This window comes from Pseudomonas sp. LBUM1676 (genome assembly GCF_059695605.1).
In genome coordinates, this window is record NZ_CP166777.1 from 4,521,445 (window position 1) to 4,535,555 (window position 14,111).

The following is a 14,111-nucleotide window of genomic DNA, read 5'->3' on the forward strand; positions in this document are numbered from 1 at the left end:
GCCCCTACTCGATCCCCTGTCCACCTCGCCCACCTTCAAGCCGCCGCAACCCGTTCGCCGTTGCTGCTCACTTCGAACTGCCCCACCAGTTTCTGCAGCTTGTTGGCATTGAGCCTCACGGTTTCGGCACTGCTTTGCAGCACCACCACCGTCTGGCGCATTTCGGTGGAAGACTGGTCGACCTGCCTGATCGTCTTGCCATAATCGAGGCTGCGTTTGTTGAGCTGCTGGATGATCGCAAACATGCTTTCCACGGCTTGATGCAATTGCACGTTTTCCGAGGAGGCATCTTCGGCCAGACGCAGGCTGTTATCGACGTCCTTGACCCCCTCCTCCATGAAGCTGACGGCGTTCTGCGTTTCGTTCTGCAGGCCTTCGACCATCTGCCGAATATCGTCGGCGGCCCGTGACGTGCGCAAGGCGAGACTACGTACCTCATCGGCCACCACCGCAAAACCTCGCCCATGCTCCCCGGCGCGCGCGGCCTCGATGGCGGCGTTGAGCGCCAGCAGATTGGTCTGGTTGGTGATGGCGCTGATCAGGCCGGTGATGTTGCCGATTTGCGTCATCCGGCTGTCGAGCAACTGCACGCTCGAAGACGAGCGCTCGACCACATCCCGAATCGACTGGGTGCCGGCCTGCACCGCGAGAAATTGCTCGCGGGCGCGAGTGACGACTTCGTCCATCGCCTGCTTCATCTGTTCGGCGCTGGCGGAGGCTTGCTGGATCTCGCCCAGTTGATCTTCGACAATGATCATCATGCGATGCACCGCGTCGGCGACCTCGGTGGAGGTGATGCCGGCTTCCTGACTGCGGCCGAGCATCATCTGATTGGTGGCGCCGACGTTGCGGCTGGCCTTCACCACTTGCCCGACCACCGAGTCCAGATGGTCGATGAAGCTGTTGATCCAGCGCCCCATGTCACCGGTCTCATCGTTGGCCATGGTCGTGGTGTCCAGGCGCTGACGAAGGTTGCCCTCGCCCTCGGCGATGGTCCTGATCACATTCGTCATGTCGTTCAATCGGTTCGCCAGACGCTTGGGCCCCAGCAGGCTGAACAGGACCGTGGCGCCGACCATGCTCGCGACTTCGACGGTATCGATCAGCCCCTGGCTCAGGCCGCTGTAATGCTGGACCAGGAAGTTGCAGGCGAACAGTCCGGTCATGGTCGCCAGATAAGGTTTCATCAAGCCATGGCTGAGCGAGCGCCGACGGTAGACCTCCTCCAGGTCGGCTTCGCACATCATGCCCCAGCGGTCAGGCGAACCTGGCAACTGGAAGGTCACGCCCTTGCCCACCACCGGAATGTGCCGGTAGTCCGAGTAACCGGGATAGGTCACGAACAGGTTGAAACCGGTGCGGATGGTCTCGCGTACGCCGGGGTGCAGTTGCTGGGTCGCCGGGTCGGTAAAGCGCAGTTCCAGTTCGGTGTGCCTTTGGATCTGCACGGTCTTCCACGGCGTGTGGACGCCGCTTTTCAGGTTTTCGCCGTGGGTGAACGTACCGTCCTCGAAACGTGAGCGCGACAAGGCGGTTCCCGGCTCGATAGCGGGATCGAAACGCGATTGCGCCATGAACAGGTAGTTGTCGCCGGACTCGGCAAAAATGTGCCCGGCCTCGCGCTGGATAAGATCGCCCAGCACATCGTTGGGCACGCGACCACAGAGGCAGCCAAGGACTTTTCCATCGATCTTCAGCGGTTGATAGAACATCAAGGTCACTTCATCGTGGAAGCGTGAAGACGATGGGCCGATGGGCAAGGTCAGTGGATCGCGGTAAGGGCCATGCAGAAACGGCGCCTTCAATCCTTCTGCCAAGGCACGGCTTTGCTCGAGTCGGGTTGTGTCCCGCTGATTCCAGGTCGAGACGAGGACGCTGCCGGCGACATCAACCACGAACAACTCGGAAAAATCTTCCGCCTGGCGCAGCTTGTCGATCAAGGTCGTACGGTCCAGATGGGCGAAATCACGGCCGAGATTGTCGGCCAGTTCAGCCAGGTGTTCCCACTGCTCGCGGGTCCAGTTGTGCAGCAACTGCACGCGGGTTTCAGCAATGGCTTCGAAGGTCTGTTCGATCACCGGGTACGCCGAGCGATTGAGCCGGCAGGACCAGCCCATGGCCATTTTTCCGGTTTTGCCGAACCAGGGTAACCAGCTTTTCTCGCCAGGGGATAGCTGCATGGCATTACTTGATAGCGACATTCCACTTCCCCGACACGGCATTCAGATGGGAAGTCAGTAGCAAATACCAGGCCAGTTCGTAAGCACCCTAACCATTGCCCCTGGGGCTGCGCAGGGCTCTGGAATGCGCGATCCCATGCTTCAACTCAGTGCGCCAACCACGGGATGCCCCGCAAACGCGCTGCCAAGTTGAGCGCCACGCACTCCAGCCGTCCTGTGCTAATCCTTGGCCCCCTCGCGCTGCAACACCGACTCGCCCGCCTGTGGCGGCAGGCGCAAATTTTTAATTTTTCGAGACAAAAGGGGAAAATAAACCCGTCCTTTTTTTGCTCCTTTTTGCTCGTTGGCGGGAAGCGGTCGGTCGCGAATAGCTGCTTCGGCCAAAAGCGGCCGGTGGTCGTTGCATTTCACTTGTCGCCGGCGTGTGGCTAAGCTTAATAAATCGGGCTGAATTGAATCTTGGGTGATAGCGGCTATCAGCGGATCTGGATAGGCATCAAGACGCTGCTGCCAAAGGAGACGACTATGTATGCGGTTATAAGAACCTACTTGGGTACTGGAGCAAAGCAGCTTTTCGGGCTTTTGGAAGAGCGCAAAACCGACGTCGAAGCTACCCTGCGGACAGTGCCTGGCCTCGTGAGCTACACACTGCTGAATACCGGTGATGGTGGTACGTCGGTAACTGTTTGCACGGACAAGGCCGGCAGCGATGCGAGCTTGAAAGTCGCACGTGAGTGGATTCAGAAAAATGCATCAAATATCCACGCGGACCCGCCGATCGTAACGGAAGGTCCGGTCATTGTGCAGATCAATTAACGCGCCCTTTCGATAAGGCAAAAAGAGGCAAAAAGGGGACGGATCTATTTTTCCGCCCGATTTATTTTTCCGTCCCCTTCTGGCGGCCGACGAATTGGCCAACGCCGAGCTGATCAGCCTCGACCAGCCCTTCGCCAGTCAGCGCAGTGACTACCTGGCCTACCCCGCCCAACTGATCAGCGCCCGAGAAACGCGTAGCCAAAACCGACGATCTTGGCGTCCTCGCCATAACCGCCCAGGAATGACACGCCGACCGGCAGATTGCCCTTGATACTGCCCGCCGGAACCGTGATCTCGGGAAATCCTGTGGCGGAAGCAATGTACGACGACGCGTAGGTATCGGCGGATTGGCACACGTAACTGTCATCGGTCACACCGTGAACCACCGACGCCGGGCAATTGATGGTGGCGAAGAACAGACTGTCCACCTGGTTGTTCTTCATGATGTCCACCAACTGCACGCGCAACTGCGGGATCTTCCTGGACAGGATGGAGATATACAGCGGCGAATCGGTGCTACGGACATTCGAAACCGCTTCCAGTCCAGCCAGGCGCGCCGGGTTCATGGCGTGCGGTCCGTTTTCAGCCTGGTTTTTCCTGGCCAGGTCGAGAAACTGCGCGAGGGTTCGTGGTTGGCTCGGGTTGAGGGTTGCCAGATAACGTTCGAATTGCGGCTTGAATTCGCTTTCTCCCACCGGGCCGAGCACATCGCCCCACAGGGTTTCAAAGTCCTTCGGTAGCTCGATGGAGACCACCCGTGCCCCGCGCTTGCCCAGGGTTTCCTGCGCCGACTTGAACACCGCGTCCACTTCCGGGTTGGCGCCGTTGAAATTGGTGATCACCCCGATGGTTTTGCCTTGCAGAGTGGAACGGCTCAGAGCCTGCTCGAATTGTATGGTGTCGGTGGCCAGATCCAGGGTGGCCGGATCAGTGTTGTCCCGGCCCTTGATCGCATCAAGCACGATGGCCTGATCCAGCACGCTGTTAGTAATGACACCACCGGTATCGAAGGTGAGCGACAGCGGAATAATGCCGCTGCGACTGATCAGCCCTAACGACGGTCGGAACCCCACCGTGCCGGTGACGCTGGCCGGCGCGCGGATTGACCCGCTGGTATCCGACCCCAATGCAAACGGCGCGAACGCAGCCGCCACCGCAGCCGCAGAACCGCTGCTGGAGCCGGAAGCATCGCGCTTGGTGTTTCTTGGATTGAGCGTCTGGCCGCCCAACGAACTGTAGCCAAACCAGCCGAAGGACGCCGCCAGCTCCGACAGGTTGGCTTTGCCAAGTAGTATCGCCTGCCCGTCGAGCAGCTTCTTGACGGTGAAGGCATCCTGGCTCGGCACCGACGCGCGCAGCACGTAGGCGCCACCGGAGGTGACCATACCTGCGGTGTCGAAGTTGTCTTTCACCACGAACGGAATACCGGCCAGCGCCGGGTAATTGGCCTTGGGGTTTTTCGCCCGTTCGGCATCCCACTGGCGAGCCTGATCGATGGCCTGTTCATTGACGCTGACCAACGCGTTGATGTGTTTGCCCTGGTGATTGTTCGCGAGAATATTATCCAGATAGTGCCTCACCAGTTGCTCGGAACTGATGCGCCCGCTATCCAATCCATGACGCATATCGGTGAGGGTCATGCGCTCGATACCGTTGTCCGCCTGAGCACTTGCTGCCACTACCAGTAACGAGCATGCCACGATTTTTTTATGCAACTGCATCGATAAGTCTCCTAGGGAATGACAGGCAAACGAAATGAGCTCACACCCCAAGCGATTGGAGTGAGCGTTGCAAACAAGCCGGATAAAAAGAGGCCAGCGACATTCCGCTGGCCTCGACAGTCATGGTGCAACTCAGTGGCGTCGACGCCAGCGCGGATTAACTAGAGCAACTGATTCTTCTGCAAAAATTCCTTGGACACGCTTTCGATGGACTCACGCCCGACGTCGACCCGGGAATTGAGACCGGCGATGGTGTCGTCATCGAGTTTGGACGACAATGCGTTGAGCAATTCACCCACCTTCGGATTCGCCTTGAAGACTTCGGTACGGATCACTGGCGTCAGCGCGTAGCTGGGGAAAAAACCTTTATCGTCTTTGAGCACCACAAAACCGAAGGCCGGTATGCGCCCGTCAGTCGACAGGACCAGGGCCAGGTCGACCTGACCGTCCCTGAGCGCCTGGTAAGTCAGCCCGCCGTCCATACGCACGATGTTCTTGCGCTCGAATTCAAACTTGTAGGTTTCCTGCAGGGGACGCAGGCCATCGGGTCGCGAAAAGAACTCGGCATTCGAGGCGAACTTATAGGACTTTCCCGCTTCGATGTTCTTCGCCAGATCGCTGAGCGAGACGATGCCCTCCTTCTCGGCCTCTGCCTTGCGCATGGCGAATGCGTAAGTGTTATTGGCTTTGGAAGGGTTCAACCAGGTGATGCCCTTCTGCCCGTCAAGTTCGCTGATCTTCTTGTACGTTGCGTCGGCGTCGAGTTTGTCCGTGACTTTGTTGTAAGTGATCAGCGAAGTGCCGGTGTATTCCCAATACACGTCGACCTGACCGTTCTCTTGCGCGGCGCGCAATACCGACGAGCCAAGGTCCGGGCGCTTGTCGACACTGTAGCCATTGGCGCGCAGCAATTGAGCGGTCATCTCCGCCACCAGTTGCTGCTCGGTGAACTTTTTGCCGCCGACCACGATTGTGCCCTCGGCAGCAGCGTTACCCACGAAACTCAGAACAAGACCAAGCGTAACGATCAGGCTGGATAGCATTCGATGAATCATCATGCACCTCGTATTATTAGTTTATGTCCAGGGTCTGCACATTCATTCACGCCCGGCGAGCCTCAAGCCCCGGGACACTGCAACGGTCTGGATCAATCCGCAGCCCAGATCGACGGCAATGGCCAACAGAGCGGTCGATGCGGCACCGGCGAGCATCATGCCGAAGTCATTCAGGTCGATTCCGGTAAAGATCAACTCCCCCAGCCCGCCACCACCGACCAGGAAGGCCAGCGGCGCGGTGCCGACGTTGATGGCGAGCGCCGTGCGAATACCGGCGAAAATCACGTTCATCGCATTGGGGATTTCGACTTTCCACAGGGTTTCCCGCGGCGTCATGCCCATGGCCTCCGCCGCTTCGATCAAGTGCTGGGGTACTGCGCGCAAACCTTCATAGGTGTTGACCGCCACCGGCAACAACGTGGCGACAAACAAGCCGATGATCGCCGCGCCGCTGCCGACGCCAATCAAACTCATGGCCAGGGCCAGTAACGCGAGCTTGGGGATCGCCTGCCCGACATTGAGCACCTGCATGCTGGCCATGGCGTAACGCTGGTTCGCCGGCCGGCTCATCCACACGCCCAGGGGCAGCGCGATGATCAGCGCCAGCGCCCCGCTGACCGCGACGATCTGCAAGTGCTGGACCGTCAGGTAACTGATGTCGCCCCAGTAAAACTGGAGCCCTTGCCACAATCTGCCGAGTAAGTCAGACATCGTCAGTGCACCGCCGGAGTGATGTTTTCAACCAGTCGCGCGAGGATGTCGGACTGGTGGACATAGCCGATAAAGCGTCCGTCGCTGTCGTTGCACACCGCCCAGTCCTGGCCGCGACCCAGCAGTTGCGAGAGTACCTGGCGCAGGTCATCCCCGGGCTTGACGATCAGGTGCGTGTGCGAAGTCACCCCGCTGTTACCGCCCACGATCTGCATGTGTTCCCGTGGCGCAACCATGCTGGCGACGTCAGCCGCGCGCAGCAGACGCAAGCGTTTCATGATGCGATCGCCGCCCATGAAGTTCGCCACGAACTCGCTGTTGGGCCGGGCCAGCAGATCGTCCGAACTGCCGAATTGCTGGATTTTGCGGTTGTGGAACAGCGCCACGCAGTCCGCCATTTTCACCGCTTCATCGATGTCGTGACTGACGAACAATACGGTCTTGTTGACGAGGCGCTGAATGCGCATGAACTCGTCCTGGATCACCTCGCGGTTGATCGGGTCGATGGCGCCAAAGGGCTCATCCATCAGCATCACCGGCGGATCCGCCGCCAACGCCCGGGCCACGCCGACCCGCTGCTGCTGGCCACCGGAAAGTTCGCAAGGATAGCGTTTGAGAAATTTCGACGGATCCAGCGCGACCACTTCCAGCAGTTCGGCGGCGCGCTTGCGGCTCCTGGTTTTGTCCCAGCCGAGAAGATTGGGCACGACGCAAATGTTTTCCTCGACGGTCATGTTCGGGAACAGGCCGACTTGCTGGATCACGTAGCCGATCGAGCGTTTGAGGGTGACGCTGTCCAGTTCGGACGTGTCGCGCCCGCCAATGCGGATCGTGCCTGAAGTGGGCGTGATCAGTCTGTTGATCATTTTCAGCGTCGTGGTTTTGCCACAGCCCGACGGCCCAAGCAGTACGCAGATCTGCCCCTCTTCAACATTGAATGAGACATCTTCTACTGCAGTGATTGAGCCGAATTTCTTGTTTAAATTTTCGATCTGGATCACGTCGTAGCTTCCTTCATTCGGCCAGTGGCCACTTTGTTCTTGTTCAAGCCTTTTGGCGTCAGGACGCGCTGCAAACCGTACAACGCATAATCGGCCGCAATGGCAATGACACTGATGACGATCGCGCCGGCCAACAGCTGCCGGGTATCGGACTGGGCGATGCCGCGAATGATGAGACTGCCCAGGCCGCCGGCGCCGATGTAAGCCGCGATGGCGGCGATGCCGATGTTGATGACGGTCGCCATCCTCACGCCCGCCATGATCAGCGGCACCGCGATTGGCAGCTCGACCTTGCGCAGCCGCTGCCAGGTGGACATGCCCATACCGATCGCCGCTTCGCGCAGGGCAGGATCGATGTTGGAGATCGCGGTGGTGGTGTTTCGAATGATGGGCAATTGGGAATACAGGAACAGCGCGATCACCGCCGGCACGACGCCGATGCCATAGCCAATCAGCGACAGGGCCGGAATCATCAACCCGAACAGCGCGGCCGAGGGAATGGTCATCAGGACGGCGGCGAAGGCCAATACCCAGCGGCGGGTTCTGGGGTGCTGGGAGATCGCGATGCCGACGGGCACGCCGGTCAGAATCGCCAGACCCACCGCCACCGCCACGATGAGAAGGTGCTGCCCGAGGAGCAGGCTGATCAGCCCGCCGTTTTCCAGAATGAAACTCAAGGTTTCCATGGTGGTTGTGCCTTCTGTGCGTCATTGTTGTTTTTTTCGGCGGTTCATCTGGAAGTGAACGCCGCATCTGGGGGAAACATTACCGCGCTACCGGCCAGAGCCTTAGCTTTCAGTCCGACGATTTCTATCAAAAAACCGACGTCACGCGACACGCTCGCACGCAGTGCAAGGTGAACCATCTATTTAAAGAAAGAGTATGCGGGATGGCTCAACAACCAAGGCTCGCCGGCGTACACCGCTTGTCGGGCTAGGTCATTAGCTTGCTATGCGCTTTGCCCGGGGGAGTCGATTCAGGCTTTTTTTGCCGGGTCGATACCCGGTGGCCGGGCCTTCCAGGGGCCGCGATCAGGAATGGGCATCATCAAATTTCCGCCGCTCTTGCCCAGGAGTGCATCCCCAGATCCGCCGATAAGCGGCGCCCAGATGCGACGCCGAGACGAACCCGCAGGTGTACGCGATGGAAGCAATGGGCTGGGTGCTTTCACGCAACAGGCGCCGCGCCTCGTTGAGCCGCAGTTCCAGATAAAACTTCTTCGGCGTCATGCCGAAGTGCTGATGCCACAACCGTTCCAGCTGACGGTGGGACAGGTTGCAGCGGTCGGCAATCTCTTCGATGCCGACGATGTTTTCCAGGTTGTTCTCCATGAAGGCGATGGCCGCCGTCAGCCGCCGGTCATGAATCCCGAACCGCCACTGAATCGACATCCGCTGGTGTTCTTCCGGGGCTCTGATCCGGGCGTGCAGGAATTGCTCGGCAACACTGGCGGCGAGCTGGTTGCCGAAATCCAAGGCGATTTGCGCCAGCATCAGATCGATGGCCGCCGTCCCGCCGCCACAGGTCCAGCGGTTGTCGTGGTTGACGTACAGGTCTTTGGTGACTTCGATCGTTGGAAATTCTTCCGAAAATTGCCCGATGCACTCCCAGTGCAAGGTGCAGCGCTTGCCTTCGAGCAATCCGGCGCGCGCCAGGATGAACGTGCCGGTACTCAGGGCGCCGACGGTTTTTCCCCGGGCGGCTGCGCGCTGTAGAAAACGCAGCATTTTTGGGGGGTTCTGATGTTCGATGTCCAGGCTCGCCAGGACAAAAACGCGATCCAGTTCCGGCGCCTGATCCACCGGCAGCGTCTGGATCTCGATGCCGCTGCTGGAGCTGACCGGCCCGCCCGATTCCGTGAGCAGGGTCCACTCATACAGCGTCTTGCCAGACAACCGATTGGCCGCGCGCAAAGGCTCGCTGGCTCCCGCCAGGGCCATCATGGAAAACTCAGGGAGAATGAGCAGCCCGATACGCTTGGTTGTGCAGGTATTCACAGACGTCGCTGATTCACTGGGGGCGGTCATCGCCAGATCCTTGTCATGGGTGGTTCCAGCCGTTGAAGCAACCGGCTCAGGTCAGCTCGAAGGAATGGCTTTGGACACGCTATGTTAGGGCCTGGGCACGCATTCGGCCAAATGGATATTCGGCACCGCGTACGGCCAACCCGGCGCAGTGCGACGGATCGGAACGACAGGGAAAACGCCGCTCGGGGCAAACGCCCGACGCGGGAGATCGCTGCGAGACCCCGGTAACCGAGGTCTTGCAAGGGGATGGCGGGAATCAGCCGCGGGTGCGGATGGCCTCATCGATGCTCTGGATCATCGACTGGAACACCGGGCTGTCGACCTGATTCTGCTGGCCATGCTGCATGTGCGCGATGATCAGCGCGCTCGGGCCTGCATCGCCCGGGTAGTTCTGGTGCAGACGCACCGACTCGGACGGCATGTGCAACGTGTTGTCGGCACCGTGGATGATCAATGCCGGCGGGAAGCCCTTGGCCCCTTCGATGGATTGCTCCGGGTCATACGCCACATAGGACTTGTACGACTTCGCCGTCACATAGGTGCAACCAGGCCAACGGTCCGCGCCACCCGCTTCAGTGTAGCCGCCCAGTTGCTGATCGACATAGGCCTGGGTCTCGGGGTCCAGCGGGTAGTAGCCGAGGCGGGTCGCGTCGGTGCCGGTGTCGAACGGCGGGATCGGCGCGTCATCGGCGAGTTGCAGGATGGCAGCGTCGGCGGCATTCCTGTCGGCGCGCAAGCCTTGCAGCTTGCGGATGTTGGTGTAGCTCATCGGCACCCAGAAGCGGATCTGTTCACCACCTGCGGCGGCCAGCTCAGCCACTGCGCCAAGGCTCGCGACCGAGCCCATCGCCCACGATGCGACTACCGGCATTTCACCGAAATGCTCGCGCGCCCAGGCAACGGCACCCAGCACTTCGTCCTTCTGGTCCTCAAGAATGACATGGGTGAGGACCTTGTCGCCCGACTCAAGGGTATTGCGAATCTGCTTGTTGGAGAAAAAGCCCGCCACGTCGTAGGTCATGACGCGATAACCGCGAGCCGCCAGCGCGCGACCGAACAGCTGGCCGTACATCGTTACCCCGCCAGTGAACCCGGAGTTGAAAATGACCGGCGGCAGTTGTTGCGCCGCAGCGTCCAGTTGTTCCGGCTGAAATACCGTGCCTTTGAGGCTCAGGGTCTCGTCGGCGTACTTGACGCTGAAGTTGATTTCTTTTGTTGTAATGTTCGTCATCGCAGGTTATCTCGCAGTGGAAGCGTGGGCGTAGATCAAGGTTCCAATTGACCAATGGCTCCTCGGAGCAGTTGGTCAACCGGAATTCGGGTTTCTTTGGAAACATGCTGTGCAACGGCATCAACGAAGTTGAACGCCTTGTTCAAATCAAACAGGCGGGCATACGCCACACCCTGGTTGTCCGTTCCGACATGGGGGGCATCGGTGGCCTCCAGAAGGATCTTGTCGGCACCGACGGCGCAAACAATCTGCATCACGAAGCGAGCCGTTTCCTCGGGATGCATGGAAGTGCGATAACCAGGGCCCTTGAACCACACATTGCCTCGCTCGCGCGCGGCAGTGAGCAGCTTGATGTAAGCCGGCTCGGTAATGTCTCGTTCGCTGTGGCAGGTGCCCAAGTGGTCGATGATGACCCGCACATCGCCCGGGATCTGGCGCAGCACGCGCAGATTCGTCTCGGCTTCCCTGGCGTAAATATGCAGATGCTGATGCGCGAGCAGGCGCGCATAAAACGCCGACCATTGGCCATCGCTGAAGCGCGTATCGGAGATCGTGTGCGGTGGTGCGTCGTGCAGAACGATTCGGGCGCCAATCACCTGGGGATGCGCGAGACGTTCCCGGGTGGCGTAAGCAGGGTCGGCCTTGATCGTCCCTACCAGTCTGACGTCGCCATAACGCAGAGGATTCGCGGCCTGCAGATTGCGCAGCTCCTCGAAGGAAGCGAATACGTTTTCCGAGTCCGGCAGGATACTCAAATGGACGTTATTGATCAGCGTCGGGGCAATTCCGGCATCGATCAATGTATCCAGATAGGCCGTCAGCGGGTGTGGCTTGGGTAATGCGTAAGGCAACGAATCAGCCACTCGGCGCAGGTCTTGCGACGTGTAGAAATGAACGTGACTGTCTGTTCTTTTGGTCAGCGGCAGCATGATTATTGTTTCCTGCTTTTGTGCGAAAACAATAATCGTCGTCAGTGCTCCGTCGCTCCCGCCAACTCGACGTGTAGTATCAAAATTTCGCCATGTGCGAAGGTATGGGCAGCCTGGATTGGGGAACGACCGCCAGCAATTGCATGACTGAGATTTGCCGTAGCGCCTCTGCTACGCGGCTTCCAGAGCTGCATCATCGAGAGAAAACAGCCGGGCTTCGATCAACAGGTGTGCCGCCCGTTGGGGAGATGGCGTAATTTTGTTGTCGAGAGAATGAACAAAACCGTAGGAGCGAGCTTGCTCGCGATGGACGTCAACGATAACGCGCGCTTACTGGCTAAAGGCGGTGGTTTTTAGACAATAGGAAACTGGCCGACGCCTGCATCGGCCAGTACCCGACAATCCTCAGATCAGAACCTGGGCACCCTCCCCGCGCGCCGCCTCTTCAACCTCAAGAATCGAGTCCAGCGTATTGAGAAACAGATCATGACTCAAAATCCCGGTACCGACAGTCGACAGCACTACGTTCCCGGTCTCATCCTTGATCACCACCTTCTCAGACCACGCACTCAAATCCACCGAGCGCAAAGCCGACATCGGCACCTTCCGCCCATCCACCGCCAGAAAACCGCGCGTCACCAGAATCGGCTGAGTCGTCACATCAAGGAACTTGCCACTCATCCGCTTACCCCAGACCGCACCGCTGCCCAAGTACTTGAAGGTCACCGAACCGCCCGCGGCAAGCGTATCCAACACCTCCGGCAGACGCGCACGCACATGCAACTCACGCACCTTCTGCTGAAAGTCCTGAAAGCCCTTGAGCGATTCAATGACCCGATGAAAAGGCTCATTGGCATTCCGCCGGTAAGCCAGGTTGGTGATCAGGCCAGAGATCGCCGTCTGCCCGGAACTGAACAGGTAAAGGTCCTCGATATCGGCAAAAGGAACGTAATCCTTCGTCGCCCCGTTAATGTGAGTGATGCCCTGTTCATAGACTTCATAACTGGCCTGGCGCTGTCGCTTGTGCCACAGATGAATGCCAAACAGGACCACGGCGATCACGGCCAGGAACGCACTGACGGCATAGATCAGCACCTGCGGACTGGAGAAATCCAGCGTCAGGCCACGGCTCGTCGTCAGGCTGGAAGACCCGGAATTGCCCGCGGGCAGAATCGTGCCCAGATACAACACGAAACCTGCCAGACCCAACATGATGAAACCGAAAATCAGGGTGAATACCAGAAAGCCCTTGCCGTGACGGTAGGTTGCAATCAATTCGCCGGCGGCCGGCGTAGACGGAGATGGGGAATGTTGCATGAGGTTCTTGCTTCCTTGTAAGAGTGACAGAAGGCGCGCCGAATCCAGGCTGGCCTCGCCGATGAACACGGCGCCGGTTGAGGTTATTGCCGACTGGGGGTCCAGTCATCCCGTGGGGTGGGAATTGGGTTTGAGTGTGGTTGGTGGCAATCGTTCAGAACGTGCTGCCGGGGGGCGATTTAGCCAATCTGTTGCGTCGACCGGTTGAATCCACAGCCAAAAGCAGTCGTTTGGCGCCAGACGCTGTCTTAACAGCGGGTAGGCCAAGGGGGGAAACCATGACAACGCACAAATTAACCATTAAAGACTTGCAGTTGAACGTTTCTATCCGCGGCCAAGGCTCACCGCTGCTCTTGCTCAACGGCCTGGGTGGTTTGATCCGTACCTTCGATCCCCTGCGCGATGAACTTATGGACTACAGGACCATTACGTTGGACGTGCCCGGGGTCGGCAAATCGCAAATGCCCCGCTGGCCGATGCGTCTGCCGCGCCATGCCGACCTGATCGCCGAGATGCTCAAGCAATTGGGAATCGACCAGGTCGATGTGTTCGGCGTCAGTTGGGGCGGTGCGTTGGCGCAAGAATTCGCCCTGCGTTACCCGAGCATGGTGCGCCGGCTGATCCTCGCGGCGACCTCGGCCGGCCCGGCGATGCTGGTGAAGCCCGCCGACATCCTGGATTTTTTTGGCAGGAGCAAAAGCGCCAAACCGCGCAAGCAAGAAGGCTCGCGCAATTCGATACAGACGCTGCTGCGCTTCGGTGTGGTGAACGGCATGCTCACGGTCAACCCGCGAACCTATTACCACCAGCTCACCGCCTTGGTCGGCTGGACCAGCCTGCTGCGGCTGTTCCGTCTGCGCCAGCGCACGCTGATCCTCACCGGCGAACGCGACACCCTGGTGCGGCTGTACAACGCGCACATCCTGCACCGCACCATTCGCCGTGCCGAACTGCACGTCCTGCAGGGCGAGGGGCATTTTTTCGTGGTGACCAGCGCCAGGCGAACCGCCGAAGTGATACGCGAATTCCTCAGCCAGTAGCACGGCGATGAAGAGCCCGCACCGATGACAGCCAACGGCATGTTCAAGCCCGATGGATCTATTTTTCCGTCCCTTTTTGGAAA

At 59.2% G+C, this 14,111-nt stretch carries 13 protein-coding genes and 1 pseudogene; 3 read left to right on the forward strand and 11 right to left on the reverse strand.

The window, feature by feature from the left end; genetic code table 11:
• Positions 1–35 precede the first annotated feature (35 nt).
• Complete coding sequence (locus ACA041_RS20950; RefSeq protein WP_497436943.1) at positions 36–2,222, reverse strand: methyl-accepting chemotaxis protein; 2,187 nt, start codon at positions 2,220–2,222, stop codon at positions 36–38.
• A gap of 177 nt (positions 2,223–2,399) precedes the next feature.
• Positions 2,400–2,591, reverse strand: a complete 192-nt coding sequence (locus ACA041_RS20955) for a hypothetical protein (protein WP_497436947.1) — start codon at positions 2,589–2,591, stop codon at positions 2,400–2,402.
• A 114-nt stretch (positions 2,592–2,705) separates the two neighbouring features.
• Here ACA041_RS20955 and ACA041_RS20960 point away from each other — a divergent pair, with 114 nt between their 5' ends.
• On the forward strand, positions 2,706–2,996 hold the full coding sequence (locus ACA041_RS20960; RefSeq protein ID WP_497442137.1) for a hypothetical protein: 291 nt from the start codon (positions 2,706–2,708) through the stop codon (positions 2,994–2,996).
• A 76-nt stretch (positions 2,997–3,072) separates the two neighbouring features.
• Positions 3,073–3,267, forward strand: a pseudogene (locus tag ACA041_RS20965) (hypothetical protein); the annotation flags it as partial.
• On the opposite strand, the gene ACA041_RS20970 reads toward ACA041_RS20965, so the two are convergent.
• From ACA041_RS20970 to ACA041_RS21010, 9 genes are all read right to left on the reverse strand, one after another.
• Positions 3,173–4,717: an amidase family protein gene (locus ACA041_RS20970; RefSeq protein ID WP_497436950.1), complete on the reverse strand. Its 1,545-nt coding sequence runs from the start codon at positions 4,715–4,717 to the stop codon at positions 3,173–3,175. The pseudogene ACA041_RS20965 and the gene ACA041_RS20970 sit on opposite strands and share 95 nt — an antisense overlap.
• Positions 4,718–4,878: 161 nt before the next feature.
• Positions 4,879–5,760, reverse strand: a complete 882-nt coding sequence (locus ACA041_RS20975) for a glycine betaine ABC transporter substrate-binding protein (protein ID WP_497436951.1) — start codon at positions 5,758–5,760, stop codon at positions 4,879–4,881.
• 54 nt (positions 5,761–5,814) lie between these two features.
• Positions 5,815–6,483 carry an ABC transporter permease gene (locus ACA041_RS20980; protein WP_497436954.1) on the reverse strand — a complete coding sequence of 223 codons (669 nt, stop codon included), beginning with the start codon at positions 6,481–6,483 and terminating at the stop codon, positions 5,815–5,817.
• Between the two features lie 2 nt (positions 6,484–6,485).
• The gene (locus tag ACA041_RS20985) at positions 6,486–7,484 is read right to left on the reverse strand and encodes an ABC transporter ATP-binding protein (protein ID WP_497436958.1); all 999 of its coding nucleotides are present in this window, start codon (positions 7,482–7,484) and stop codon (positions 6,486–6,488) included.
• A complete protein-coding gene (locus ACA041_RS20990; protein WP_225570808.1) occupies positions 7,481–8,170 on the reverse strand; it encodes an ABC transporter permease in 690 nt (229 codons plus the stop codon). Before ACA041_RS20990 ends, ACA041_RS20985 begins: the two co-directional genes overlap by 4 nt.
• 345 nt (positions 8,171–8,515) lie before the next feature.
• Positions 8,516–9,511, reverse strand: a complete 996-nt coding sequence (locus tag ACA041_RS20995) for a GlxA family transcriptional regulator (protein WP_497436964.1) — start codon at positions 9,509–9,511, stop codon at positions 8,516–8,518.
• A 256-nt stretch (positions 9,512–9,767) separates the two neighbouring features.
• On the reverse strand, positions 9,768–10,742 hold the full coding sequence (locus ACA041_RS21000) for an alpha/beta hydrolase (RefSeq protein WP_497436969.1): 975 nt from the start codon (positions 10,740–10,742) through the stop codon (positions 9,768–9,770).
• A 35-nt stretch (positions 10,743–10,777) separates the two neighbouring features.
• Positions 10,778–11,671, reverse strand: coding sequence for an amidohydrolase family protein (locus tag ACA041_RS21005; protein WP_497436971.1), 894 nt, complete (start codon positions 11,669–11,671; stop codon positions 10,778–10,780).
• 405 nt (positions 11,672–12,076) lie between these two features.
• Positions 12,077–13,057: a hypothetical protein gene (locus tag ACA041_RS21010; RefSeq protein ID WP_497436976.1), complete on the reverse strand. Its 981-nt coding sequence runs from the start codon at positions 13,055–13,057 to the stop codon at positions 12,077–12,079.
• Between the two features lie 209 nt (positions 13,058–13,266).
• Here ACA041_RS21010 and ACA041_RS21015 point away from each other — a divergent pair, with 209 nt between their 5' ends.
• Complete coding sequence (locus tag ACA041_RS21015; RefSeq protein ID WP_497436980.1) at positions 13,267–14,028, forward strand: alpha/beta fold hydrolase; 762 nt, start codon at positions 13,267–13,269, stop codon at positions 14,026–14,028.
• The last annotated feature ends 83 nt before the right edge of the window (positions 14,029–14,111 follow it).